The sequence below is a fragment of the Sphingomonas pokkalii genome, from assembly GCF_003096275.1.
Taxonomy (GTDB): Bacteria; Pseudomonadota; Alphaproteobacteria; order Sphingomonadales; family Sphingomonadaceae; genus Sphingomonas; species Sphingomonas pokkalii.
Map to the genome: position 1 here is coordinate 53,816 of NZ_QENQ01000001.1, position 24,502 is coordinate 78,317.

Below are 24,502 nucleotides of genomic sequence, written 5' to 3' on the forward strand. Positions count from 1 at the left end.
ATTACTACGCATGTCACGGCCCGACTCCGTCCGCATCGCCTTGCTCGCCAGCGCCGCGCTGCTTTCCGCCGCGCCAGCCTTCGCACAGGATAGCGCCACCACCGACCAGGTCGCGCAGGGCGCATCCCAAGGCGAAGAAATCATCGTCACCGCTCGCCGCCGCGAGGAAAGCCTGCTCGACGTGCCGATCGCCGTCACCGCGATCAGCGGCGCGCAGTTGAACGCGCAGGGCGCGCTCGACATCACCGACATCGCCCAATCGGCGCCGAACGTCTCGCTCGAGGTATCGCGCGGCACCAACAACACGCTTTCCGCCTTCATCCGCGGCGTCGGCCAGCAGGATCCGGTCGCAGGCTTCGAGGCGGGCGTGGGCCTCTATCTCGACGATGTGTACCTGAACCGGCCGCAGGCGGCGGTGCTCGACATCTACGACGTCGACCGGATCGAGGTGCTGCGCGGGCCCCAGGGTACGCTGTATGGCCGCAACACCATCGGCGGCGCGGTGAAATACGTCACCAAGCGGATCGGCGCCGACCCGCAGCTGCAACTGCGCGGCACCTATGGCACGTACAACCAGGCGGATCTGGTGGTGAGCGCCAGCGCGCCGCTAGGCGATACCGGCCTGAAGGTCAGCGCCGCCGGCGCGCGGCTCAGCCGGGGCGGCTTCGGCACCAACCTCACCACGGGGCAGGACAATTACAACAAGGATCTGTGGGCCGCGCGCGGTACGGTGGAATATGCCCCCAGCAGCAGCGCCTTCTTCCGCGTCTCGGGCGATTATACCCATGACAAGAGCAACCCGCGCGGCGGCCACCGGCTGATCCCCGGCATCGTCAGCGGCACGCCGGTGCTGAGCGACAAGTTCGATTCGCAGGGCGGCCTCGTCACCCCGAAGCAGGACGTGAAGGCATGGGGGGTCACCGGCCTTGCCGAACTGCACGCCGCCGACTGGCTGACCTTCCGCTCGATCACCGCCTATCGCAAGGATGACAGCGCGACCCCGATCGACTTCGACGCGCTGCCGGCGGTGCAGGTCGACGTGCCGGCCTTCTACAACAACAAGCAGTTCAGCCAGGAAGCGCAGCTGCTCGTGGATACCGGCGGCTTCTCCGGCCTGCTTGGTATCTACTATCTCGATGCAAAGGCGAAGACGGTGTTCGACGTGCGCCTGCCCGGCGGCGTGACCGCGCTGACCTTCGGCGATGTGAAGACCGACACCGTCGCGGTCTTCGGCGACTTCACCTACGACATCACGCCGATGCTCAGCGTCTCGGCCGGCGGGCGCTATACCTGGGACCAGCGCCAGTCGCGGGTATTGCGCCAGACCTTCCTGGGCGGCGGCTCGCCCTTTTTCGGGGGCACCGGTGCGCTGTTCGCCACCACCTCCGATTTCCGCGGCAGCGCCGACTTCAAGAAGTTCACGCCGCGCGCCTCGATCAGCTTCAAGCCGAGCAGTGATCACACGCTCTATGCAAGTTGGGCGGACGGCTTCAAGGGCGGCGGCTTCGATCCGCGCGGCCAGACCAGCGCGTGCCGCACCCCGACCGGCACGCCCTGCACGCCGGCCCAGGTCTATGACTTCATGTCGTTCGATCCGGAAACCGTCTCCAGCTACGAGATCGGGTACAAGGCGTCGCTGTTCGATCGCCGGCTGAGTTTCGCACTCGCCGCCTTCCATGCCGATTATACCGACGTGCAGGTGCCCGGCTCGATCGGCACCACGATCAACGGCCAGCAGAGCTTTATCGGCATCACCACCAATGCCGGCAAGGCGCGGATGCGGGGCGTCGAATTCGAAGGCAATCTGATCGCGGCGCGCGATCTCGGCGCGCCGGGCGGGACGCTCAACCTCAATTGGTCGGTCGGCTATCTCGATGCGCGCTACAAGCGCTTCATCGATTCGCGGGGAATCGACGTCGCCAATCGTCGCCGCATCCAGAACACGCCGGATTGGACCGCGAGCGGCACCATCGGCTATTCGGTGCCGGTGGGCAGCGAGGGCCAGGTGGCGGCGAGCGTCACCGCCTCCTATCGCAGCGCCTCGCAGCAGTTCGAGCTGCGCACGCCGATGCTCGACCAGCCGGGCTTCACCCTGTTCGACGCGAATGTGAACTGGGACATCACCAAGAAGCTGTCGATCGGCGTCCATGGCCGCAACCTGTTCGACAAGCGCTACATCGTCTCGGGCTACAACTTCCTCGCGCAGAACCCGGATACCGGCGACTTCCTGCGCACGCCGGCGGGGGCCTATGTACCGACACTGGGGACCGAGGGCGTGCTGACCGGCTATTACGGCAACCCGCGCCAGGTGTTCGTGACGGGGACGGTGAAGTTCTAGGGGACAACGCCAGCCAAAGGATCCTCGTCATTCCCGCGAAGGCGGAAATCCATTGGCCTGCACGCTGGGGGAAAGAACCGCGGCACCTGCGCGAATGGATCCCCGCCTTCGCGGGGATGACGAAGGATCTCCAGACTTCCCTCGGAACAACGAGGGCCGCTAGGCAGCGTTCACCATCTCTGGCCGAGGACCCACCATGCCCCCGCACCCCACCCGTCCCGCTGGCACACGCGGCCTCGTCCTTGCGATGCTGCTGCTGGTCTATATCTTCAACTTCCTCGACCGGCAGATCCTCTCGATCCTGGCGCAGCCGGTGAAGGCGGACCTGGGGCTCGACGACGGGCAGCTCGGCATGCTGGGCGGCTTTGCCTTCGCCTTGCTCTATTCCACCCTAGCCATCCCGCTGGCGATGCTGGCGGACCGCACCAGCCGCAGCTGGGTGATCGCGGTCTCGCTCGGCGTGTGGAGCGCGTTCACCGCGCTGTGCGGCACCGCGCAGCATTTCACGAGCATGTTCCTGTACCGCCTGGGCGTCGGCGTCGGCGAAGCGGGTGGCGTCGCGCCGAGCTATGCGCTGATCGCCGATGCCTGGCCGGCCGAGCGCCGGTCGCGCGCGCTCTCGATCTATTCGCTGGGCATTCCGCTCGGCTCGGCGGGGGGCGCACTGCTTGGCGGTTATATCGCGCAGACGGTGGAGTGGCGCACCGCCTTCCTCGTCGTCGGGCTGCTCGGGCTGGTGATCGCGGTGCCGTTCAAGTGGATCGTCCGCGATCCGCCGCGTGCCGCGCCGGCCAAGGATGCCATCCCGCTCCACCGCGTCTTCGCGATCCTTGCCGCCAAGCCCAGTTTCTGGCTGCTCGCCTTCGGCGCGGCGGCGGGATCGATGTGCGGCTATGGCGTGGCCTTCTGGCTGCCGAGCCTGATCCTGCGCAGCTTCCAGCTTAACCTGGCGCAGGTCGGCCAGTTCTTCGGCGGGCTCGCGCTCACCGGCGGCGTGGCCGGCATCCTGCTCGGCGGCTGGCTGGGCGACCGGCTCGGCGGCCGCGACCGGAAGTGGTACGCGCTGGCGCCGGCGATCTGCTATGTGCTGGGCCTGCCGCTGTTCGTCGTCGGCGTGCTGGCGCAGAGCTGGCAGGCAGCGTTCCTGCTGTTCGTGGTGCCACAGGCGCTGGTCTATGTGTGGCTCGGCCCGGTGCTCACCGCCGTCCAGCACCTCGTGCCACCACAGATGCGCGCCACCGCCTCGGCCTCGTTCCTGCTGATCAACAACCTGATCGGCCTCGGCCTCGGCAGCTGGGTGATCGGCCTGCTCTCCAAGCAGCTGACGCCCGCCTATGGCGCGGCAGACGGCCTGCGCTACGCGATCGCGGCGGGGCTCGGCCTCTACCTCGTCGCCGGCATCCTGATGGCGCTGGCGAGCCGGCGACTGGCACGGGACTGGGTCGAATAAAGGCGCGATTCCCGCTGTCGCGTGGTTACTTCTATAATAACCACATGAGCTATACCCCGACCGACCTCGCCAAAGCCGAGAAGAATGTGGTGCTCGCCGAGCGTCACATTGCCGCCCAGCAGGAAGTCCTCGCCATGATGCGCGCCGCCGGCAGCCCCACCGAGGGCGCCGAGGAACTGCTCGCCAAGTTCGAAGCCGGCCTCGGACGCGCCGAGCGCATCCGCGACTGGATCGCCAGCGGCCTCGGCGAGCGCGGCCGCGAACAGCAGCGTGCAGCGGCCTGATTACCGCTCCCGCGTCGCGGCGAAGGTCACCTTGTTGTAGCGCTCGGCGATATACCCCACTTCCCAAGCCGACTTGGCCAGGAAAACCGGATTGCCGTCGCGATCCTTGGCGAGCGCGCCGCGGTTAAGGTCCAGAAACTCCTTCAGCGCGGCGGCATCGTCCGACGCGACCCAGCGCGCGGTGTCATAGGGCGAGGGCTCCAGCACCGCGCCCACCTTATATTCCGCATCGAGCCGGCTGAGCAGCACGTCAAGCTGCAGCTGGCCGACCACGCCGATGATCCAGTTCGATCCGATCTCCGGATAGAAGACCTGGATCACGCCCTCTTCGGAGAGGTCGTCCAGCGCCTTGCGCAGCTGCTTGGTCTTGGTCGGGTCCTTGAGAGCCACGCGGCGCAGGATTTCCGGCGCGAAATTGGGCAGCCCGGTAAAGCGCACCCCCGCCCGCTCGGACAGCGTATCGCCCACCCGCAGCGTGCCGTGGTTGGGGATGCCGATGATGTCACCCGGAAACGCCTCGTCGGCCAGTTCGCGCTCGCGGGCGAAGAACAGGATCGGCGAATGGATCGCGATCGGCTTGCCATGGCCGGTCGGCACCAGCTTCATGCCGCGCTTGAACGTGCCCGAGACCAGCCGCATGAACGCGATGCGGTCGCGATGGTTGGGGTCCATGTTCGCCTGGACCTTGAACACGAAGCCGGTCACCTCGTCGCGGGTGGGCTCCACCGGCGCGGGCTCGGCCGGCAGCGCGTGCGGCGGCGGCGCGAACTCGGCGATCGCGGCGATCAGCGAATCCACGCCGAACTCCTTCAGCGCCGAACCGAAATAGACCGGCGTCATGTCGCCGTTGCGATAGGCCTCGCCGTCGAACTCGGCATAGCCGGCCTGAGCCAGCTCGACATCCTCGCGCAGCTTGGCGAGATTGTCGGCCGAGAGGATCGCATCGAGCTGCGGGTCGTCGACGCCGCTGGTCTGGATCACCTTGCCGTGGAACTCGCGGCTGTCGCCCTCGGGCAGCAGCAGGCGGTTGGTGGCGAGGTCGAAAATCCCCTCGAAGGTGCCGCCCATGCCCACCGGCCAGGTCATCGGCACCACGTCGAGCTGGAGCAGCTCGGCCACTTCGTCCAGCGTCGCGAACACCTCGCGGCCCTCGCGATCCACCTTGTTGACGAAGGTGATGATCGGCACGTTGCGCAGGCGGCAAACCTCGAACAGCTTGCGGGTCTGGCTCTCGATGCCCTTGGCGACGTCGATCACCATCACCGCCGAGTCGACGGCGGTCAGCGTGCGGTAGGTGTCCTCCGAGAAGTCTTCGTGGCCCGGCGTGTCGAGCAGGTTGAAGGTGATCCCGTCACGCTCGAAGGTCATCACCGAGCTGGTGACCGAGATGCCGCGCTGCTGCTCGATCTTCATCCAGTCCGAACGCGCGCGTCGGGCAGCACCGCGCGCCTTCACTTCACCGGCGAGATGGATCGCGCCGCCGAACAGCAGCAGCTTTTCGGTGAGCGTGGTCTTGCCCGCGTCCGGGTGCGAGATGATGGCGAACGTACGACGATCGGAGGGGGACATGCGGGTACTTCGAACGGGAGGGAGAATCGCGCCGCCTTAGTCGGTGGCGCGATTTTTATCCAGCGGGGAGAATCCGTTGGACTTCGCTTCGCCTCAGTGCGGTTCGGATCCCAGCAGGGCAGCGACGTCACGCGCGCCATGGATGAAGTGCAGCACTTCGATGTCCGGTGCCATGATACGATACAGGATCAGGTACTTGCCGAAAGCGCACCGGCGTATCCCGCGATGCGCGAAGGCTTCCAACAACGGATAGGCTGCCGGAAACGTAGAGAGCGCCCATGCGCGCTCCAGCAGTTCCACCGTGAAGGATGCCGCCCGCTCCGGATCATCTTGTGCGATCCAATCGCCGATCGCGCGGAGCTCGGCACGTGCAGTTTCCGTGAGGCGTACTTTCACTGCGGAGACCAGCGCGTCCGCATTTCCTCCATCACCTGCTCGATCGGCACCATGCGACCGGCATCCGCATCGGCGAGGCCTTGCTCGATCTTCGCGTGCATCGCGGCGCGCAGCATTTCCCGCTCGGTCACGATCCGCGCACCTTCCCGCAGCAGATCGTCACGAGAAGCGAAGCGTCCGGTCGCGAGAACGTCGTTGATCGCCTGCTCCAGCGGCGCACCGTAATCGGAGTGGTCGTCCATGCGCAGAAGATACGCCTTCCGGCGCCGCCTCGCAACGCAGACTCAATCCAGCAGCGTCACATCCATCGCGAAGCGCCGCGTCTCGCCGGGGGCGAGCCGCTGGATGCCGGGCTTGTCCCAGATCTCGCCGTCGAAGCCCGCGGGATCGGCGATGCCCCACCAGGGCTCGACGCAGACATAGCGCGCGCCGGGCTTGGTCCAGAGGCCGAGCACGCCGGTATCGGGGAAGCGGATGCGCAGCTGCGGGCCATCCTCCGCGCCGTACAGCAGACCGCGGCTGGCGAGATCGTCCCAGATCAGCGCGTCGGCGGTGAACAGGTCGTCGGACAGCGGCAGCGCCCGCCCCGCCACCGGGCTCGCGCGACGATCGGGCGCGATGCCGCCCTCGCCGATATAGCGGAGCGCCGAGAATTCCGGTGCGTCGAACAGGATGCGATGCGCCGCGCGCGGGTGCCCATAGGGCAGCGGCCAGGCAAAGGCGGGATGGAAGCCGAAGCTGGCCGGCATGTCCCGGCTGTCGCGGTTGGTCACCGCGATCTCGATCCAGAGCGTCGCTTCGTCCAGCCGATAGGTCGCGTCGAGCGTGAAAGCGAAGGGATAGGCCGCGCGCGTTTCGGCATCGTCCTGCAGCCGGAAGGTCGCGCGATCGGCGCGCTGCTCGATCAGCGCGAAGTCGCGACGACGGGCGAAGCCGTGCTGCGGCAGACGATAGTCTCGGCCGTCCAGCCGATAGCGATCGCCCACCAGCCGCCCCACGATGGGGAACAGCAATGGCGCCCTACCCGTCCAGAAGGCGGGATCGCCATCGGTCATCAGTTCGCGCCCGGCGACATCGCGGAGCGACGAAAGCTCCGCGCCGTGCGGATCGATCGCGGCCGAGAGCCGCGTGCTTGCGATTTCAATCATGCCGTCTCCCTTGGCTCCGGCTGGCGATACGCGCCGATTGCCCGGGGGGAAAGCGCTCAGAACCCCCAGCTCCACCGCACTACACCACCCATGTCGTTCGCGACACTGGCGAAATTTCCCGGCTGGTGGCGCAGGAACAGGTTGCTGCTGATATCGCCGTCCAGGAAGTTCCAGCGATAGCGCACCTCGTAGTCGATCTCGCGCCCGACGGGGGCAAGGTTGATCCGCGCACTGCTCCAGCTGGTCACGCTCTCCGTGCCATAATCCCAGCCCTGCGGTAGGCGCAGGCCGATGCCGCCGTGCGCGACGCGCAGCGGCTGCGCAACACGGAATCCGATCGAATCGCTGCCGAACACGCCGTCCTTTCCGACATCGGCGGCCCAGGCGTTGGTGCGGATCAGGCCCGCTCCTTCGAAACCGCCGCGCAACGCCGCCTGCGTCCAGCCCTTGCGCAGCGATCCGCCCAGGCTCCAGCCACCGCCCAGGCCCCAGCGCAGGCCAAGATCGGCGAACAGGCTGCTGGCCCGCGCCGCGCCCAGCCCCGCACCGAACCGCGCACCCAGCACCGTGTTGGCTTCTGCCAGCCGCGTCAGTGCCAGGCTGGCGTTCAGCCCGCCGAATCGACGGTCGAGCGCGATGGTCGCACGGCCATAGCCGTATCGCTGCCAGCGCGTGCGGAACGCGTCGATGTCGCCGGCATATTGGCTCATCACGTCGCCATATTCGCTGGCGACCGTCACGCCCCAGGCCCCGAGCGCGTGGCGCACCGCCGCCGATCCGCCAACCGCGACATCGAATCCAGGGGCGCTCAGCGGATCGCGCGCAATCAGGAATGCGGGATCATCGCGCCCGGCGAGTTGTGCCGTCAACGCGTTGCCGCTCTGGGCGACGCCGATCGCGAACTGCACCCGCCTGCCCAGCCGTCCGCTCACTGTCGTCGCCAGCATCCGCGCGACACTCGCATCGCGACTGGTGATGCCCAGCCGCTCGATCCGCACCGAATCGGTGGTCGGCACCAGCGACACGGCCACCCGCATCCCGCTGAACCCCATCGAGAAGCTGCGATCGCGCGTCGCCAGCAGCGCGGCAAGGTTGCGCGCCATCGGCTGGTGCTGGATCGTGCCGCCGACATCGGTTGCGAACGCACGCTGAAACGCATCGAGCACGACCATGCCGAGCGCGCCCTGCGTCGCATCCCCCATCGGGGCCGACAGCGTTCCGTTCACCGTCGTGGAAATGGCGGCGCTGCGCCCTGCGACCGACATGGTACCAACCGGCTGGAACGCCCGCGTCAGATCCAGCACGCCGCGGCCATAGATCGCATCGACGCCCGGATCGCCGACATCGCGGGCGGTGGCGTAGAGCAGGTCGACGATCTGCTTGCCGGTCAGGTTCGGGAAGGCTTGGGCCAGCAACGCGATCGCACCGGCGATCTGCGGGGCGGAGAAGGACGTGCCAGACCAGAGGAAGGCGCTGTTGGTGGCGTCGGGTGCCCGCACCCCTTCGCCCACCGCCGCCAGATACACGCTTGCGGACGTTCCGGCGCGGTTCGAGAAGCTGGAGATCACATCGTTGGCGTTCACCGATCCGGCGATGATCACCAGGCCGCGAGCGATGGCGCTGTTCATCGCGGGCGAGCTGAAGGCATCGGGGTTGGCGGCGCCGTCATTGCCGGCCGCCATCACCACGATCACGCCGGCCGCGGTGGCGCGGTCGATCGCCGCGCTCAGGCTCGACGAGGCGCCGTCGCCACCCAGCGAGATGTTCACCACACGCACGCCGGCCAGCCGCGCCCGATCCAGGGCCGTCGCGATCGCGCTGCCATCGAACTTGCAGGTTGTCGTATCCGATCCGTCGCAACTGCCCACGCGATCCGCGCGCCCGACCACCAGTTGCGCATCGAAGGCGACGCCTTGCGATCCCGAACCGTTCCGCCTGCCCGCGATCGTGAAGGCAACCGCCGTGCCATGGCCGCCGACATCGTCGATCGATCCATTGCCGGCGGTGTCGCTGGAACTGGCGAGGATTCGGCAAGTGCCGGTGCCCAGACCGCCGGAACAATCGCCAAACTCCTGGCTCTGCAGATCGATGCCCGAATCGATCACGCCGACTTTCACGCCGCTGCCGGTGGCGCCGGCATTATAGGCGACCAGCGCCCGCATCGACAGCGCGCCCACCGACGCGCGATACTCGCTGGTATCGTAGTTCGTAGGTGACGGCGCAGGCGTCGGCGCCGGGCTGGGCGCCGGCGTGGGGCTGGGGGCTGGGGCGGGCACCGGGGCGGGCGCCGGCGAGACCCCGCCACTGCCGCCGCCGCCGCTGCAAGCGCCAAGCGCCACCAAGCCGACGACCGAAGCCGACTGCATCCATCGCATGCCCAACGCCACCCGCATTCTCTGTCCTCGCCCGATCGGCTGCCTGCTTAGCGCATGATTGGTTTCGGCATGTTTACCAATACCCCCACGCGGGCGCTGGCGTCTTGCGGCCGGGCAGCCCACCCCCTACAGGCCGCAGCGATGCTCGCCCAGCTTTCGCACATCCGCAACTGGATCTTCGATCTGGACAATACGCTCTATCCGGCGAGCGCCAACCTGTTCGCGATGATCGATGCGCGGATCGGCGAATATGTCCAGCGCCTGCTCGGCTGCTCCCCGGAGGAAGCACGCCGGGTGCAGAAGGACTATTTCCACGCGCATGGCACCACCCTGTCCGGCCTGATCACCGACCACGGCACCGATCCGCATCATTATCTCGACTATGTGCACGACGTCGACATGAGCGTGCTCGAAGCGAATGAGGCGCTGATCGAAGCGCTGGCCCGCCTGCCCGGCCGCAAGCTGGTCTTCACCAACGGCGATGCCCCCTATGCCCGCAAGGTACTGGACAAGCTTGGCCTGGGCGAGACGTTCGAGGCGATCCACGATATCCACGCGACCAGCTATCGCCCCAAGCCCGAGGCATCCGCCTACCAGGGCCTGTGCGAGGCCTATGATCTGGACCCGCGCGAATCGCTGTTCGTCGAGGATATGGCGCGCAACCTGAAACCGGCCAAGGCGATCGGCATGACCACCGTCTGGATCGACAACGGCTCCGAACAGACGCCCGACGCCGACCGCAGTTTCATCGATTTCACCATCACCGATCTCGGAGCCTGGCTCCACACTGTTCTGGAGAGCTGACATGACCGATCTCGCCGCGACGATCGACGCCGCCTGGGAAGACCGCGCCAATCTGAGCTTCGCAACCACCGGCGCGGTGCGCGAAGCGGTGGCCGAAGCGCTGAACCTGCTCGATAGCGGCGCAGCGCGCGTCGCCGAGCCGACCGCAGAGGGCGGCTGGCAGGTCAACCAGTGGCTGAAAAAGGCGGTACTGCTCAGCTTCCGCCTCAACGACAATGTCGTCGTCCCCGGCCCCGAAGGCACCGCCTGGTTCGACAAGGTGCCGTCGAAGTTCACCGGCTGGGACGAAGCCGCATTCCGCACCGCCGGCTTCCGCGCGGTGCCGGGCAGCATCGTCCGCCACGGTGCGCACATCGCCAAGGGCGCGGTGCTGATGCCCAGCTTCGTCAATATCGGCGCCTATGTCGGTGAGGGCACCATGGTCGATACCTGGACCACTGTCGGCAGCTGCGCGCAGATCGGCCGGAACGTCCATTTGTCCGGCGGCGTCGGCATCGGCGGCGTGCTGGAGCCGCTGCAGGCCGACCCGGTGATCATCGGTGACGGCGCCTTCATCGGCGCGCGCTCGGAAGTGGCCGAAGGCGTGCGCGTCGGCGAAGGCGCAGTGCTGTCGATGGGCGTCTACCTCGGCGCCTCGACCAAGATCGTCGATCGCGCGACCGGCCAGGTCTATCGCGGCGAAGTGCCGCCCTATGCGGTGGTGGTGCCGGGCACGCTGCCCTCCGAGGACGGCAAGCCGGGGCTCTATTGCGCGGTGATCGTCAAGACGGTCGACGCCCAGACCCGCAGCAAGACCGGCATCAACGAACTGCTGCGCGACTGATCCGGCCGCGCCCCCTCGTTGGCACGAGGGGGCGTTCTCCGTCATTCCATCTGGTCGATCAGCGCCTGGATCGGCGCGAAGGCGAACGCCACCGAGCTGTCCGCCACGCCATAGGGGATGAACAGGCTATCGCCGTGGCGGATCGCGCCGCAGGTATAGACAACGTTAGGCACATAGCCTTCGCGATCCTGGTCGGCGGCGGCCAGCAGCGGCTCGCGCGAACGGGCCAGCACCTTCGACGGATCGTTCTTGTCGAGCAGCGCCGCGCCGATCGAATATTTGCGCATCGCGCCGACACCGTGGGTGAGCACCAGCCAGCCATCGTCGGTCTCGATCGGCGGGCCGCAATTGCCCATCTGCACCAGCTCCCAGGGGAAGCGCGGCTTGATGATCATCGCCCCGCCTTCCCAATGGGTGATGTCGTCCGAGGTGTGCAGGAAGATATTCTCGCCGTCTTGGCGGCCGAGCATCATATATTTCCCGTCCACCTTGCGCGGAAACAGCGCCATGCCCTTGTTGCGGGCGGCGCTGCCCGTCATCGGCACCAGGTCCAGCGAGCGCCAGTCGCGGGTCCGCAGCAGTTCCGACTGGATCACCGATCCGTTATAGGCCGTGTAGGTGCCGATCCATTCCGGCGTGCCATCGTCATGGAGGAAGTGGCAGATGCGCAGATCCTCCAGGCCGTTCGATTGGGCGCGGGTGATCGGGAAGATCACCGTGCCGGACAGCGTCGAATCGCGGTGGCGATAGATGCGCACCGGCCCTTCCATCGCGCGCTCGTCCGGCTCATGGGCATCGGCGGCGGTGGCGAAGGGCGGCTCGGGGGCAAGCACCAGTTCGCCGCCGTCGGTGATGATGCCTTCGCGAAACGCCACCGACGAGATGTGCCCTTCGCCCACCGCGCGCAACGACATCAGGATCCGCATGCTGCCCGGCGGCATCCCCGTCTGGTCGTAATGCGGCACTGCGCTCGGGTTCATCAGCGCGGCGGCGGCATAGCTGTATTCGTGGCAGAAATAGGCACCGAGCAACTGGCGCTTCTCGTCGCCGATCGCCGCGCCGTCCAGCTTCAGCATCGCTTCGATCTCGTCGTAGCGCGTCATGAACACGCGGCGCGTCTGCCAGTGGCGCGCCTCGAAATCCTTGAGCACCAGTTCCAGCTGCGCGCGCGCCTCGCCCGGCGACAGCGCCAGCACTTCGCTCACGATCCGTTCGGTGCGACTCGGCGCCCCGCCGTTGGTCGACGCCCAGGCGATATGGAACGGGCGCACCACGACGCGCGACGGATCTGCGCGCAGCCGCAGAGGATGGTGAAACAGTTCCGGCATTAGCAACCCCCGGGGAACGCGCTCGTTACGGCACCGTCCCCCGTATCGTTTCAGGCGACGGCCAGTTCCGGTCCTGCCACGCTTTTATTGCCCTTTGAAAGAGCAGAGATCGCGCAATTCGCCAGTTGGAGCGCAAGAATCGACTCGGCGCCCTGATTGCGGTTGAGTCCCGTCGGCATCAGCCCGTCAAAACAGCCGCCATCGGCAACGCTGGCCAGCGGGGTATCGAGATCGTTCGCCCCCAGATACCAGCGATAGGCGCGCATCGCCTCTTCCGCCCAGCGCCGCGCCCCCGTCACGTCGTGCGCGGCGATGCAGGCATCGATCGTCGCCTGCGCTTCGAGCGGCTGCTGATCGAACGGCAGCGGATCGGCATAGGGGCGGCCGAAGCTTTCGGTGCCGACCGCGCGGAACCGGCCTTCGGGCGACGTCTGGCGATCGACGATCCAGGCAAGCGTTTCGAGCCCGGTATCGACGAAATCGCGGCGGCCCAGCACCTGCCCCGCACGCAGCAGCGCTTCGGGCAGTCGGGCATTGTCATAGGCCAGCACGATCTCGAACCAGCTCCAGGCCGGGCGCCGCGCCGTTTCCAGCAGCGCGATCAGTTCATCGCCGAAGCGCGTCAGGATTTCGCGCGACAAGGCATGGCCGGGATGCGCCTCGGCCATGGCCGCCGCTCCCAGCATTGCAAAGGCGTGCGCGCGCGGGCTGCCGAGATCGAATGCGATCGACGCGGTCTCGTCGAACAGCACCGAGGCCCAGTCGCGATGCTTCTGCGCGCGCGCATCGCGGGCGGTAACCCCGAGCGCCCAAATCGCACGACCGTTCGAATCTTCCGAACCCTCGTCCTCGCACCAGCTGCGGTCGAAGTTCATGAAGTTGCGGAACCTGCCCTTTTCGGCATTCCAGGCATGCTGCACGAAGCCGCCATAGATCGCCGTCCAGCGATCGCGCACCACGTCGTCGATCCCGTCGATCCGGTTCATCAGGATCAGCGCGCGGGCATTGTCGTCGATGCAATAGCCATGGCGGCGATCCGGCACCGAATAGATCGAATGCTGGAGAATGCCGGTCGCATCGCTCATTCGCTCCACCGCGGTGAGTTCGGGACGAAGCGGGGGCAGTTCGGCAGATGATCGGCCGATGCGACTGGGCTTTTCGTCCAGGATAGCATCGAACGCCGCGATGGCGCGCTCCGCCAGCCGCGTCCACAACATCGTGCGGCCGCGGGCATAGGCGCGTTCGGCCATCGCACGCCGGGCCTGGCGGTCGCCCAGCAGGCGGCTGATCTCACGCGCGAACGCGGCGGCGTCCCCGAAGTCGACGAGCACGCCATGGCCGTCGGCAAGGATTTCGGTGGCGTGGATATAGGGGGTGGAAACCACCGGCTTGCCCATGCTCACGGCATAGGAAAGCGTGCCCGAGGTGATCTGGGCCGGGTTCAGATACGGGGTAACATACAGGTCCGCCGCCTGCAGATAGTCCAGCAGATCCCCCTGCTCGACGAAGCGGTTGACGAACTGGACGTTGCGGCCGAGTCCGGCTGCCTCCACCTGCGCCAGCAGCCGCTCGCGATAGGCCTCGCCTTCGTGGAGGACGAGATTGGGATGCGTCGCACCCAGCAGGACGTAGAGCGCGTCCGGATGCTCGGCCACCACCGCCGACATCGCCTCGATCACCGTCTCGATTCCCTTGTTGGGCGCCAGCAGGCCGAAGGTGAGGACGACGTCGCGGCCTTCCCAGCCGAACTGCGGCTTGAATTCGGCGGTGTCGGCAAAGACGCGATCGGGCACGCCATGGGGAATGACTTCGATCTTGCCGTCTTCGACGCCATGCACCCGCTTCAGGATCTCGCGACCCTTTTCGGCCATCACGATCAGCGTCGAGGCGCGGCGGATCAGCGCTTCCATCACCCGGCGCTCATCGGCGCTCGGCCGTTCCAGCACCGTATGCAGCGTAACGATGACGGGCAGCGATATACGGTCGGTCAGCGCCAGCAGCAATTCGCCGGCGGCGCCGCCGAAGATGCCATATTCATGCTGAATCCACAGTGCCTCGGCGCCGCTCGCCTCGATCTTGCGGGCGGTTTCCAGATAGGCGCCGCGATCGTTCTGCGCGATCGCGCCCGTTACCTGCGGCGGATAGGCATAATGGCCCGGGCGGTCATCCATCGCGTAGACGTCGACCTGAATCCCCGGATAGCGCTCGGAGAGCGCGCTGTAGGTATCGGTAGTAAAAGTGGCGATGCCGCATTTGCGCGGCAAGAAATTACCGATCAGGGCAAGATGCCGGATCCTCGGATGAATCGGAGACCGTGCCATGGCGGACCTTTCGCTACTGCATGATGGACTCGGCCCAATCATGGGCCGTAAGTCCTGTTAAACTCCCGTTTTTCAAATAGGTTGCAGTTTCGCTGCAATGCACAACCTTATACCTGACGAACCGTGCTGTAAATCTGCCGTTCAGCCGCGGCCGCGATATCCGGGAACGCCGTGATCGGGGATCCAGACATCCTCGGGCGGCTTGCCCGATTGCCAGAACACGTCGATCGGAATGCCGCCGCGCGGATACCAATATCCGCCGATGCGCAGCCATAGCGGCGCCATTTCCCGGAACAGCCGCTCGCCGATGCCGACGGTGCAGTCCTCGTGGAACGCGCCATGGTTGCGGAAACTGCCCAGGAACAGCTTGAGCGATTTCGATTCGACGATCCGCTCGCCCGGCACATAATCGATCACCAGATGCGCGAAATCGGGCGCGCCGGTGATCGGGCAGAGCGAGGTGAATTCGGGCGCGGCGAACCGCACCAGATAGCGCGTGCCCGCCCGGGGGTTAGGCACATAATCGAGTTCCGCCTCCTCCGGCGTGGCGGGCAGGGCGGATTGCTTTCCGAGATGCTTGGCGTCCATGCGCGCCATGTAGGCGTTTGCGGTGCGGTTTCCATAGGGCTAGAGGGACGGGTGACATCGCATCTCCTCGCCTGGCGAGGTGGTCTCATTTGAGGTTTGTCCCCCTCACCCTCTCCCTTGTGGGAGAGGGAGGGAGCCGCGAAGCGGCGAAAGGGTGAGGGGGACAGCGGCGCGAACATACTCGGCCCCGGAGAAAGGCAATATCGGAACGCCCATGGACGGATTGATCACCACCCACGCGCTCGCCGCTATGCTGGGCGCCGACGACCTGCTGGTCCTTGACGCCACCTATACCTCCACGATTCCCGGCGCGGCGAAGCAGGATCCGCGCGCTGAATTCGAGGCGGGGCATATCCCAGGTGCGCGGCTGCTCGATCTCGACACGCTGGTCGATGCCGAGAATCCGCTGCCGTCGATGCTGCCCAAGCGCAGCCTGTTCGAGGAACGGATGGCGCAGCTCGGCGTGACCGGCACGACGCGGATCGTCCTGTACGACAACAGCCCGCACCACACCGCCTGCCGCGCCTGGTGGGTGCTGCGGATGTTCGGGGTGAAGGCTGCGATCCTGGACGGGAATATGGGCCATTGGCGCGCCGAAGGGCGGCCGGTGCAGGCAGGCCCGCATCTGGCCGCCGCCACCGTCTTCAACGCCGGCGAACCGGCCGCGCAGCTGCGCACGCTGGACGACATGCGCAACACCACCGACCAGATCGTCGACGCCCGCTCGGCCGCGCGCTTCAGCGGCGACGAGCCCGATCCCCGCCCCGAATGCGCCGCCGGCCATATGCCGGATGCGAAGAACATCCCCTATGGCCGCTTCTTCGAAAGCGACGGCCGCTGGAAGTCGCCCGAGGGCATCCGCGCGGTGTTCGACGCCGCCGGGCTGGACCTGACCCGGCCGATGGTCGCCACCTGCGGCTCGGGTATCACCGCGTCGGTGATCGTCTTCGCCGCACACCTGCTGGGGCACGACATCGCACTCTACGACGGCAGCTGGACCGAATGGGGCGCGCAAGCAGATACCGCAAAGGTGCTCGGCGCATGAGCGGCCACGAGGACAAGGACGCGACCAAGCTCGTCCATGCCGGCCGCCGCCCCGAATGGACGGGAGGGATCGTCAACCCGCCGGTATGGCGTGCCTCGACAATCCTCTACGACAATATCGCGGAGATGCGCGAACGCGGCAGCGCGGATACGCATCACAAGCTCTATTACGGCCGGCGCGGCACCCCGACGCAGTGGTCGCTCGCCGACGCGCTGACCGAACTCGAACCCGGCGCCGAAGCGACGCTGCTCTATCCCTCGGGCGTCGCGGCGATCACCACCGCGCTGCTGGCGGTGCTGTCCCCCGGCGACGAGGTGTTGCTGCCCGACAGCAGCTACGAGCCGACCCGCGCCTTCGGCAACGGGATGCTCAAGCGGCTGGGCATCACCGCCACTTATTATGATCCGATGATCGGCGAAGGCATCGCCGCGCTTTGCAGCGAACGCACCAGGGCGATTTTCCTGGAAAGCCCGGGCAGCCTCACCTTCGAGGTGCAGGACGTGCCCGCCATCGTTGCCGTCGCCAAGGCGCGTGGCATCACCACGCTGCTCGACAATACCTGGGCGGGGCCGCTCTACTTCCCGGCGATCGGGAAGGGCATCGACTATACGATCCTGTCCTGCTCGAAATATGTCGTCGGCCATTCGGACGTGATGATGGGATCGGTCACGGCCGCGCCGGGCCAGTATGAGCGCCTGCGCGCCGCCACCTATCAGCTGGGCATGTGCGCCAGCCCCGACGACGCCTATCTCGCCGCGCGCGGGCTGCGGACGATGGACGTGCGGCTGCGCCAGTCCGGCGCCAGCGGCCTGAAGATCGCCCGGTGGCTGAAGACCCGGCCGGAAGTGGCGCGGGTGCTACACCCGGCGCTGCCCGATTGCCCGGGTCACGATCTGTTCGTGCGCGATTTCCGGGGTGCCAGCGGGCTGTTCTCGATCGTGCTCAAGGGCGGCAATGATGCGGCGCGCACGGCAATGATCGACGGCCTGCGCCATTTCGGCATCGGCTTCAGCTGGGGCGGCTATGAAAGCCTGGCCATTCCCGCCGATCCGCAGCGGATCCGCACTGCCAGCCGCTGGGAAGCCGAAGGCCCGGCGATCCGGCTCTATATCGGTCTGGAGGAGCCGGAAGACCTGATGGCCGACCTCGAAGCAGGCCTCGCCCGCTTCGCTGCCGCACACGGATGATGCGCGATATGCTCGACCGGTTCGCCGGCATGGGGATGCGTTTCCCCTCTCCGGCCGAACTGGGCGAGATGTCGGTGGCGCTGGGACTCGCGGCACTCGCCCTGGCGGTGGGCGTGCTGGTCGGCCAGCGGGTCGGCGCGCAGCTTGCGGGACTCTGGCATCGGGTGCTCGGCGAGCATGCCAACGGCATCCAGCCGCGGCTGTGCCGGATCACCCGCTATCTCACCACCGCGCTGCTGCTGTCGCCGCTGACCGGCGCCTGGCCCTGGCATCCGCCGACGACGCTGCTGCTCGGCATCCTGCTGGGATTGGTGATGGCGCTGGCGGTGGTGGAGGTGTTGCGCGGGCTGGGCCTGCCGCGGCTGATCACCTGGGCGATGGGCACGATCGCCTTCGCCTCGCTGCTCAGCAAGACGATGGGCGGGCTGGGCGTGATCGAGGCGCTGCTGGCACGGATCGGGTTCGACATCGGCACGCGGCGGCTGTCGCTGCTGTCGCTGCTCACCGTCGCGGTGACGGTGATCCTGATCTATGCGCTGGTGCGGCTGGCCAATCGGCTGCTGGCGGAATGGATCGGCCGGGCCCACGGCCTGGATGCGACCCAGCGGCTGCTGGGCCAGAAGCTGGCGAGTATCGCGATTCTGGCGGTGGCGTTCTTCGTCGGCATCGACCTGCTGGGTATCGACCTGACGAGCTTCGCGGTGTTCTCCGGCGCGTTTGGTCTGGCGATCGGCTTTGGCCTGCAGAAGACCGTCGGCAACCTCATCGCAGGCATCATCCTGCTGATGGATCGATCGATCAAGCCGGGCGACGTGATCGTGGTGGGCGACAGTTTCGGCTGGGTGAACAAGATCGGCGTGCGCGCCGTCTCCGTGATCACCCGCGACGGCAAGGAGCATCTGATTCCGAACGAGAATCTGATGACACAGGAAGTCGAGAACTGGTCCTACACCGATCGTAACGTGCGCGTGCGGATTCCGGTGACGGTGGCCTATGGGTGCGACCTGGAGCTTGCGCAGGACCTGATGCTGCGCGCCGCGACCGACAGCCCGCGCGTGCTCGATACGCCGGCGCCCAATGTGTGGCTAACCGCACTGGGCGAGAACGGCGCGGCACACGACATCCTGATCTGGATCAGCGATCCCGAAAGCGGCGTCGGCAATGTGAAGAGCGACGTGCTCAACCGGCTTTGGATACTGTTCGGCGAACACGGCATCACCGTGCCGGCACCGCGCCGGGACGTGCACATGCGCGCGCTGCCTCCCGCGGAATAGGGGCTGGCGGCGGGCGCCGGGTGCATTATCTTAGGCGGCGTGCGATCCCCTTCCGTCACCGCCCGCCTCGCCGATGGCGTCGCCTCGATCCCGGCGGCGCAGTGGGATGCCTGTGCCGGGGCCGGCAATCCCTTTCTCAGCCATATCTTCCTGTCGATCCTCGAGGCTTCGGGCTCGGCGACGGCGCGGGCCGGCTGGCAGCCGCTGCCGATCGTGGTCGACGATGCGGACGGCGTGCCCGCCGCCATCGCGCCCGCCTATGCCAAGAGCCACAGCCAGGGCGAATATGTGTTCGACCATAGCTGGGCGGACGCCTGGGAGCGCGCCGGTGGCCGCTATTACCCCAAGCTGCAGGTGGCAGTGCCGTTCACGCCCGTCCCCGGCCCACGGCTGCTGCTGCGCGATCCCGCGCTGGCGCCAGCGCTGATCGGCGCGATCGAAGCGGTGGTGGACCAGCACAAGCTCTCCTCCGGCCACGTCACCTTCGTCGCCGAAGCGCAGGTACCGCTGTTCGAAGCCGCAGGCTGGCTGATCCGCACCGGCACCCAGTTCCACTGGCACAATCAGGGCTATGCCAGCTTCGACGATTTCCTGGGCGCGCTCGCCAGCCGCAAGCGCAAGGCAATCCGCAAGGAACGCGCCGCCGCCGTCAAGGGACTGACCATCCGCCATTTGACCGGCGCGGAGATCACCGAAGCGCATTGGGATGCGTTCTGGGCCTTCTACCAGGATACCGGCAACCGCAAATGGGGCCGCCCCTACCTCACCCGCCCCTTCTTCTCGATGCTGGGCGAAGCGATGGGCGACCGCGTGCTGCTGATGTTCGCCGAACGCGACGGCCGCCCGATCGCCGGCGCGCTCAACCTTATCGGCGCCGATGCGCTCTACGGCCGCTATTGGGGCTGCGTGGAGGACGTGCCGTTCCTCCATTTCGAGCTTTGCTATTATCAGGCGATCGACGCCGCGATCCAGCGCGGCCTGCCCCGCGTCGAAGCCGGCGCGCAGGGCGAACACAAGCTCGCCCGCGGTTATGTGCCGGTAACGACCTGGTCCGCGCATTACCTGCCGGACCCCGGCTTCCGCCGCGCCGTCGCCGACTTTCTGGTGCGCGAACAGGCGGCGGTGGAACGCGAGCAGGAATATCTGGAAGAACTGACGCCGTTCAAGAAGGCGGAGTAGGCCCCTCTCGTCGTCCTCCGCCAAGGCTGAGCTATCGCCTTTGACCAAAAACCCTCGTCATTCCCGCGAAGGCGGGGATCCATTGTCGGTGATGCCGCGGTTCGTTTCCCTCAACGCACAGACGAATGGATTCCCGCCTTCGCGGGAATGACGAGGGTTATTCGGAACGCTCCCCCCTTAAGAAGGCGGCGCCGTCCCGTTCCCCGGCAGTTCGCCCGCCGCCTCGGCCTCACGGATCAGCACCGCTTCGGGTCGCGGAATCGGCAGGTCGCCGGGGTTGAGTTCCGGTCCCGGCACGTCATGATCCACGCGGTACAGCACGCTCGGCCCGTCCCGCCACACCGGGATCAGCCCCTGCTCATAGCGTTTGTCGAACGCCGGCGGGCGGATCAGCCAGACATAGTCGAACGCGTCGCGCGGGAAGAGCGCCAGGCTGCGCGCGATCGGGCGCCACCATTCGCGCGGGCACTGCACGTTGGTTACGAGCTCCGACGGATCATGCGCAAAGCGCTTTGCCGCGCGGTACCGCACCGTCAGCAACTGCCCGCCGGGCATCGACCATTGGTCGTTGGTATAGGCCAGCCGCCGCTCCAGCGCGAGGCCGGGGACGTGCTGCAGCCGCGTCATCGCCCATTCGTTGTAACAGGTCTCGCCGACAAAGCTCACCAGCCGCGCGCCGACCGGCAGATGCTCCAGCGCCTTCAGCTCGCGGTCATAGGCCTTGTCGTAGAGGTAGAAGCTTGCCGTCGTCGCGCCGATGCGCCCGAGGAAAAAGGCCAGGCCCAGCGCCGCCACCACCGCCGCGCCACGCATCGACAGGCCGGGCTTGGGGCGGATCGCCAGGATCGCGATGGCGATCAGGAACGGCACCAGCCGCATATCGGCATAGGCCGATCCGAACACCACACGCGGCAGCAGGATGTAGACGAGCAGCAGGAACAGCGCCGATAGGCCCAGGTTGCGCGAGTACTGGATGTTGGGGTCGCGGATCGCGCGGAGCATCAGCAGGAAGATCACGCCGACGCTGGCCAGATCGAACAGCTGCCAGCGATCACGGAACACCTGCGTCACCCACAGCGTCTTGGCGCGCCAGTTGAACCAGTCGAACGTCTGGCCCGACACATGCTCGCCGCCGCGCCAGAGCACCATCAGTACCGCAGGCAGCGCCATCGACAGGCACTGGATGCCGGCGAAGAAAAATGGCGCGATCCAGCCATTCTTCAGATCCTGATACCAGGGCAGCGCGCGGTTGCGGCGCAGGTCGTGCTGGCGGATCAGTTCGGCGGAGAAGGCGAGCACGCCCAGCACACCCCAGCCAAAGGTGTGCGCCACCCAGATCAATACCGAAATCGGCACGAACAGGATTGCACGCAGCCGAAACTTGCCCAGCCGCCCCAGCCGCAGCCAAAGCCCGAACGCCAGCATCGCCAGCCCCATCGAGAAGGCGAAATTGACGAAGCCGAAATGGAAGGGGAACGCATAAGCCAGCGGCAGCGCGAACAGCGCCGTCGCGGGGATACGACCATGCACTTCGCGCGCGATGAACAGGAACCCCGCCACCGTCATCGCCGGAATGGTGAGGACGATCAGCTTCACGCCAAGTTCCAGCCCGAACAGCTTAGCCATAGGGATGATCGCCAGATCAACCCCCAGGTTACCCATCAGCTGCCAGCGGAAATCATACCACTCGCGCAGCCAAGGCACCGAATCATAGGTAAACTGGACGCGGTAGCGCCCCATATGGCCGGGTAGATCGACGAGCGGCGGAATCTCCGGCCACAACAGCGGCACCATGGCGACCAGCGTCGCGAAGAGCACAAACCAGCGTGTCTGCCACCAGTGCAGCCGATCCCCTTGTTCCATCGGGCCGCTTTAATGCGCGCACGGCAGGTACGGCAAGCGCTAGTGGGACGAACGGACGACACGGTAGAGCATCGAGGGACCAGTCCGCGTCACCTCCACCAGATCGGGGGCTGGCGGGCGGCGGTCCGCGAAGCCCATCGTCCAGATATGATCGAAGGCGCGGCGGTTGAAACGTCGCACCACGGCCGACGACGGCCGCTAAGGAAATTTGCAGCGCGGATCGTAAGCAGCTGCGAGGGGTCACCGCGGTCCTCGGACCCAGCATCCGCCGGCCGATCGCGGAGCAGCGAGGCGATTCAACTTGGCTTCGAAAGCCATTCCGAGCTGCCCTCCGGCCCGGCCGCACCCGCCAAGCCCCGCAACGGTGCGAGCGGCGGCACCGCCGGCCATCGCAGCGGCACTGCACCGAGCAGCACCGCCGCCAGCGCCAGCGCGTTCCCACCAGCGTTTCGGGATTAATGGCGCGTCCCGCGTCCTACCAGCCGATAGACGCGCGGTGCCTCGCCGGGCGCGGAGACCTGCGCCAGCCAGCCCGGCACCTGCCCTGCCCGCAGCGCACCAGCGAGAAGGTCGGGCACGGGGCCCTTCGCGCCCAGTTCGTCGAACCCGTCGGGGCAGAGCGCGACATAGTCCACGCCCCAGCGCCGGGCGACGGCCTCGGCAGACGCGGGCGGGCTCAGGAACAGATCGACCATGGCACGATTTCCTTGGCAGTGCGGCGATAGGGGCCGGCGAGCAGCCGATGGCGGCTGGACGGAAGCAGATTGGCGCCGAGATCGATCGGCGCGGCGATCATGCCCGGTGGCAACGAAGTGACGCGCGCAGTGGCTGCCGGGCCGGTGCAGAGCGAAGTCGCGGCGGCGATCGTCGTCGCCTCCGCCCCGATCGGCGGGCCGAATGGCAGAATCATGCCGACGGGGAGCAAATCGGCGACGCCGGTCCCGTGCATTTCCATGCCGGACGGCGGCCTCAGCCGGTGCCGGGCGAGATCGGCGAAGCGCTGGCCTGCCAGCCAGTCGCGGATCTGCTGCAGCCGCACCCCGTCATCGGGCAGGCGCAATGCGGCCAGATGGGGCCAGTCCCGGATCGCCCAGGCGGCACCGAGCAGCAACGCCAATGCCAGCGCGACCCGGATGTCGCGCCCGACACTGAAAAGGAGGCCCGTTCCCATGAGAACGGGCTACGCGATCGTGGTTAATCGCGGGTTAGACCCGGCCTAGGGAAAAGCGCTCGGTCCCTGGAACCACGAGAGAACGCGGTTCAGCCGCCGCGGCGGCCGAGCAGGCGCAGGCGCAGCGCGTTGAGCTTGATGAAGCCCGCCGCGTCGCGCTGGTCATAGGCGCCCTGGTCGTCCTCGAAGGTCACGACCTTCTCGCTGTACAGCGTGTACGGCGACTTGCGGCCGGTAACGATCACGCTGCCCTTGTACAGCTTCAGCCGCACGGTGCCGGTGACCTTCTCCTGGCTATAGTCGACCGCCGCCTGAAGCATCTCACGCTCGGGCGAGAACCAGAAGCCGTTGTAGATCAGCTCGGCATAGCGCGGGGCCAGCTCGTCCTTGAGGTGCGCGGCGCCGCGATCGAGCGTGATCTGCTCGATGCCGCGATGGGCGAGGTGATAGATGGTGCCGCCCGGCGTCTCGTACATGCCGCGCGACTTCATGCCGACAAAGCGGTTCTCGACCAGGTCGAGCCGGCCGATACCGTGCTTGCGGCCGAGCTCGTTGAGCGCGGTCAGCAGCGTTGCGGGCGACATCGCCTGGCCGTTGAGCGCCACGCCGTCGCCGCGCTCGAAATCGATGGTGATCGTCTCGGGCGTGTCGGGCGCGTCTTCCGGGTTTACCGTGCGCGAATAGACGTAATCGGGCACTTCCTCCCACGGATCCTCGAGCACCTTGCCCTCGGACGAGGTGTGGAGAAGGTTCGCGTCGGTCGAGAAGGGCGACTCGCCGCGCTTGTCCTTGGTCACCGGGATCTGGTGCGATTCGGCGAACTCGATCAGCTTGGTGCGGCTGGTCAGGTCCCACTCACGCCACGGCGCGATCACCTTGATGTCGGGGTTCAGCGCGTAATAGCCGAGCTCGAAGCGGACCTGGTCGTTGCCCTTGCCGGTGGCGCCGTGGCTCACCGCATCGGCGCCGACTTGTCTGGCGATTTCGATCTGGCGCTTGGCGATCAGCGGTCGCGCGATCGAGGTGCCGAGCAGGTAGAGCCCCTCGTAGAGCGCATTGGCGCGCATCATCGGGAAGACATAGTCCTTCACGAATTCCTCGCGCACGTCCTCGATGAAGATGTGCTCGGGCTTCACGCCGGCCATCTCGGCCTTCTTGCGCGCGGGCTCCAGCTCCTCGCCCTGGCCGAGATCGGCGGTGAAGGTGACGACCTCGCAGTTATAAGTCTGCTGCAGCCATTTCAGGATCACGCTCGTGTCCAGGCCGCCCGAATAGGCGAGGACGACGCGATTGATCTTATCCGACATGGGGCAGGGACTCCGGGGTAAAAGGGATGGATGGATCGCCGGGCCTCTAGGG

22 protein-coding genes are annotated in these 24,502 nt (G+C 66.9%); 9 read left to right on the forward strand and 13 right to left on the reverse strand.

The window, feature by feature from the left end:
* The first annotated feature begins 10 nt into the window (after window positions 1–10).
* From DD559_RS00270 to DD559_RS00280, 3 genes are all read left to right on the forward strand, one after another.
* Entirely contained in the window at window positions 11–2,338 is a 2,328-nt protein-coding gene (locus tag DD559_RS00270; protein WP_116467431.1) for a TonB-dependent receptor, read from the forward strand.
* Window positions 2,339–2,534: 196 nt separating this feature from the next.
* Complete coding sequence (locus tag DD559_RS00275) at window positions 2,535–3,788, forward strand: spinster family MFS transporter (protein ID WP_116467432.1); 1,254 nt, start codon at window positions 2,535–2,537, stop codon at window positions 3,786–3,788.
* A 44-nt stretch (window positions 3,789–3,832) separates the two neighbouring features.
* Window positions 3,833–4,072: a hypothetical protein gene (locus DD559_RS00280; protein WP_116467433.1), complete on the forward strand. Its 240-nt coding sequence runs from the start codon at window positions 3,833–3,835 to the stop codon at window positions 4,070–4,072.
* On the opposite strand, the gene DD559_RS00285 is transcribed toward DD559_RS00280, so the two are convergent.
* From DD559_RS00285 to DD559_RS00305, 5 genes are all read right to left on the reverse strand, one after another.
* Window positions 4,073–5,641, reverse strand: coding sequence for a peptide chain release factor 3 (locus DD559_RS00285; protein ID WP_116467434.1), 1,569 nt, complete (start codon window positions 5,639–5,641; stop codon window positions 4,073–4,075). It abuts the gene before it with no gap.
* Window positions 5,642–5,734: 93 nt separating this feature from the next.
* A complete protein-coding gene (locus DD559_RS00290; protein ID WP_116467435.1) occupies window positions 5,735–6,037 on the reverse strand; it encodes a type II toxin-antitoxin system RelE/ParE family toxin in 303 nt (100 codons plus the stop codon).
* Window positions 6,034–6,279 carry a ribbon-helix-helix domain-containing protein gene (locus tag DD559_RS00295; RefSeq protein ID WP_116467436.1) on the reverse strand — a complete coding sequence of 82 codons (246 nt, stop codon included), beginning with the start codon at window positions 6,277–6,279 and terminating at the stop codon, window positions 6,034–6,036. The genes DD559_RS00290 and DD559_RS00295 overlap by 4 nt, the downstream gene beginning before the upstream one ends.
* A 42-nt stretch (window positions 6,280–6,321) precedes the next feature.
* The gene (locus tag DD559_RS00300; RefSeq protein WP_116467437.1) at window positions 6,322–7,185 is read right to left on the reverse strand and encodes an aldose 1-epimerase family protein; all 864 of its coding nucleotides are present in this window, start codon (window positions 7,183–7,185) and stop codon (window positions 6,322–6,324) included.
* Between the two features lie 56 nt (window positions 7,186–7,241).
* Window positions 7,242–9,551, reverse strand: a complete 2,310-nt coding sequence (locus DD559_RS00305) for a S8 family peptidase (protein ID WP_240610062.1) — start codon at window positions 9,549–9,551, stop codon at window positions 7,242–7,244.
* Between the two features lie 150 nt (window positions 9,552–9,701).
* Here DD559_RS00305 and DD559_RS00315 point away from each other — a divergent pair, with 150 nt between their 5' ends.
* Both DD559_RS00315 and dapD read left to right on the forward strand, forming a co-directional pair.
* Window positions 9,702–10,364: a pyrimidine 5'-nucleotidase gene (locus tag DD559_RS00315; protein ID WP_116467439.1), complete on the forward strand. Its 663-nt coding sequence runs from the start codon at window positions 9,702–9,704 to the stop codon at window positions 10,362–10,364.
* 1 nt (window position 10,365) lies between these two features.
* Complete coding sequence (gene dapD / locus DD559_RS00320) at window positions 10,366–11,187, forward strand: 2,3,4,5-tetrahydropyridine-2,6-dicarboxylate N-succinyltransferase (protein WP_116467440.1); 822 nt, start codon at window positions 10,366–10,368, stop codon at window positions 11,185–11,187.
* A 41-nt stretch (window positions 11,188–11,228) separates the two neighbouring features.
* Here the strand turns inward: dapD and DD559_RS00325 are convergent, their stop codons facing one another.
* The 3 genes from DD559_RS00325 to queF form a co-directional block, all read right to left on the reverse strand.
* Window positions 11,229–12,515 carry a glycoside hydrolase family 130 protein gene (locus DD559_RS00325; RefSeq protein WP_116467441.1) on the reverse strand — a complete coding sequence of 429 codons (1,287 nt, stop codon included), beginning with the start codon at window positions 12,513–12,515 and terminating at the stop codon, window positions 11,229–11,231.
* A 50-nt stretch (window positions 12,516–12,565) separates the two neighbouring features.
* On the reverse strand, window positions 12,566–14,836 hold the full coding sequence (locus DD559_RS00330; protein WP_116467442.1) for a glycosyltransferase family 4 protein: 2,271 nt from the start codon (window positions 14,834–14,836) through the stop codon (window positions 12,566–12,568).
* A gap of 141 nt (window positions 14,837–14,977) precedes the next feature.
* Entirely contained in the window at window positions 14,978–15,424 is a 447-nt protein-coding gene (gene queF, locus DD559_RS00335; protein ID WP_116470609.1) for a preQ(1) synthase, read from the reverse strand.
* A 214-nt stretch (window positions 15,425–15,638) separates the two neighbouring features.
* Between queF and DD559_RS00340 the strand changes: the two genes are divergently transcribed.
* Genes DD559_RS00340 through DD559_RS00355 form a run of 4 tightly spaced genes read left to right on the forward strand, consistent with a single transcriptional unit; the run spans window position 15,639 to window position 20,109 of the window.
* The gene (locus tag DD559_RS00340) at window positions 15,639–16,469 is read left to right on the forward strand and encodes a sulfurtransferase (RefSeq protein WP_116467443.1); all 831 of its coding nucleotides are present in this window, start codon (window positions 15,639–15,641) and stop codon (window positions 16,467–16,469) included.
* Window positions 16,466–17,656 carry a cystathionine beta-lyase gene (gene metC, locus DD559_RS00345; RefSeq protein ID WP_116467444.1) on the forward strand — a complete coding sequence of 397 codons (1,191 nt, stop codon included), beginning with the start codon at window positions 16,466–16,468 and terminating at the stop codon, window positions 17,654–17,656. The genes DD559_RS00340 and metC overlap by 4 nt, the downstream gene beginning before the upstream one ends.
* Window positions 17,653–18,930 (forward strand): mechanosensitive ion channel family protein, encoded by a 1,278-nt coding sequence (locus DD559_RS00350; RefSeq protein ID WP_116467445.1) that lies wholly within the window; start codon window positions 17,653–17,655, stop codon window positions 18,928–18,930. The genes metC and DD559_RS00350 overlap by 4 nt, the downstream gene beginning before the upstream one ends.
* Before the next feature lie 39 nt (window positions 18,931–18,969).
* Window positions 18,970–20,109, forward strand: a complete 1,140-nt coding sequence (locus tag DD559_RS00355) for a GNAT family N-acetyltransferase (protein ID WP_116467446.1) — start codon at window positions 18,970–18,972, stop codon at window positions 20,107–20,109.
* Between the two features lie 177 nt (window positions 20,110–20,286).
* Here DD559_RS00355 and DD559_RS00360 read toward each other — a convergent pair whose 3' ends face one another.
* The 5 genes from DD559_RS00360 to DD559_RS00375 all read right to left on the reverse strand — a co-directional run bounded on the left by DD559_RS00360 (window position 20,287) and on the right by DD559_RS00375 (window position 24,450).
* Window positions 20,287–21,972, reverse strand: a complete 1,686-nt coding sequence (locus DD559_RS00360; protein ID WP_116467447.1) for a hypothetical protein — start codon at window positions 21,970–21,972, stop codon at window positions 20,287–20,289.
* Between the two features lie 39 nt (window positions 21,973–22,011).
* Window positions 22,012–22,152: a hypothetical protein gene (locus DD559_RS19705; RefSeq protein ID WP_165830940.1), complete on the reverse strand. Its 141-nt coding sequence runs from the start codon at window positions 22,150–22,152 to the stop codon at window positions 22,012–22,014.
* 275 nt (window positions 22,153–22,427) lie between these two features.
* Window positions 22,428–22,667: a hypothetical protein gene (locus DD559_RS00365; protein ID WP_116467448.1), complete on the reverse strand. Its 240-nt coding sequence runs from the start codon at window positions 22,665–22,667 to the stop codon at window positions 22,428–22,430.
* Window positions 22,649–23,143: a hypothetical protein gene (locus tag DD559_RS00370; protein ID WP_116467449.1), complete on the reverse strand. Its 495-nt coding sequence runs from the start codon at window positions 23,141–23,143 to the stop codon at window positions 22,649–22,651. The genes DD559_RS00365 and DD559_RS00370 overlap by 19 nt, the downstream gene beginning before the upstream one ends.
* Before the next feature lie 89 nt (window positions 23,144–23,232).
* Entirely contained in the window at window positions 23,233–24,450 is a 1,218-nt protein-coding gene (locus DD559_RS00375) for an argininosuccinate synthase (protein WP_116467450.1), read from the reverse strand.
* Window positions 24,451–24,502: the final 52 nt, after the last annotated feature.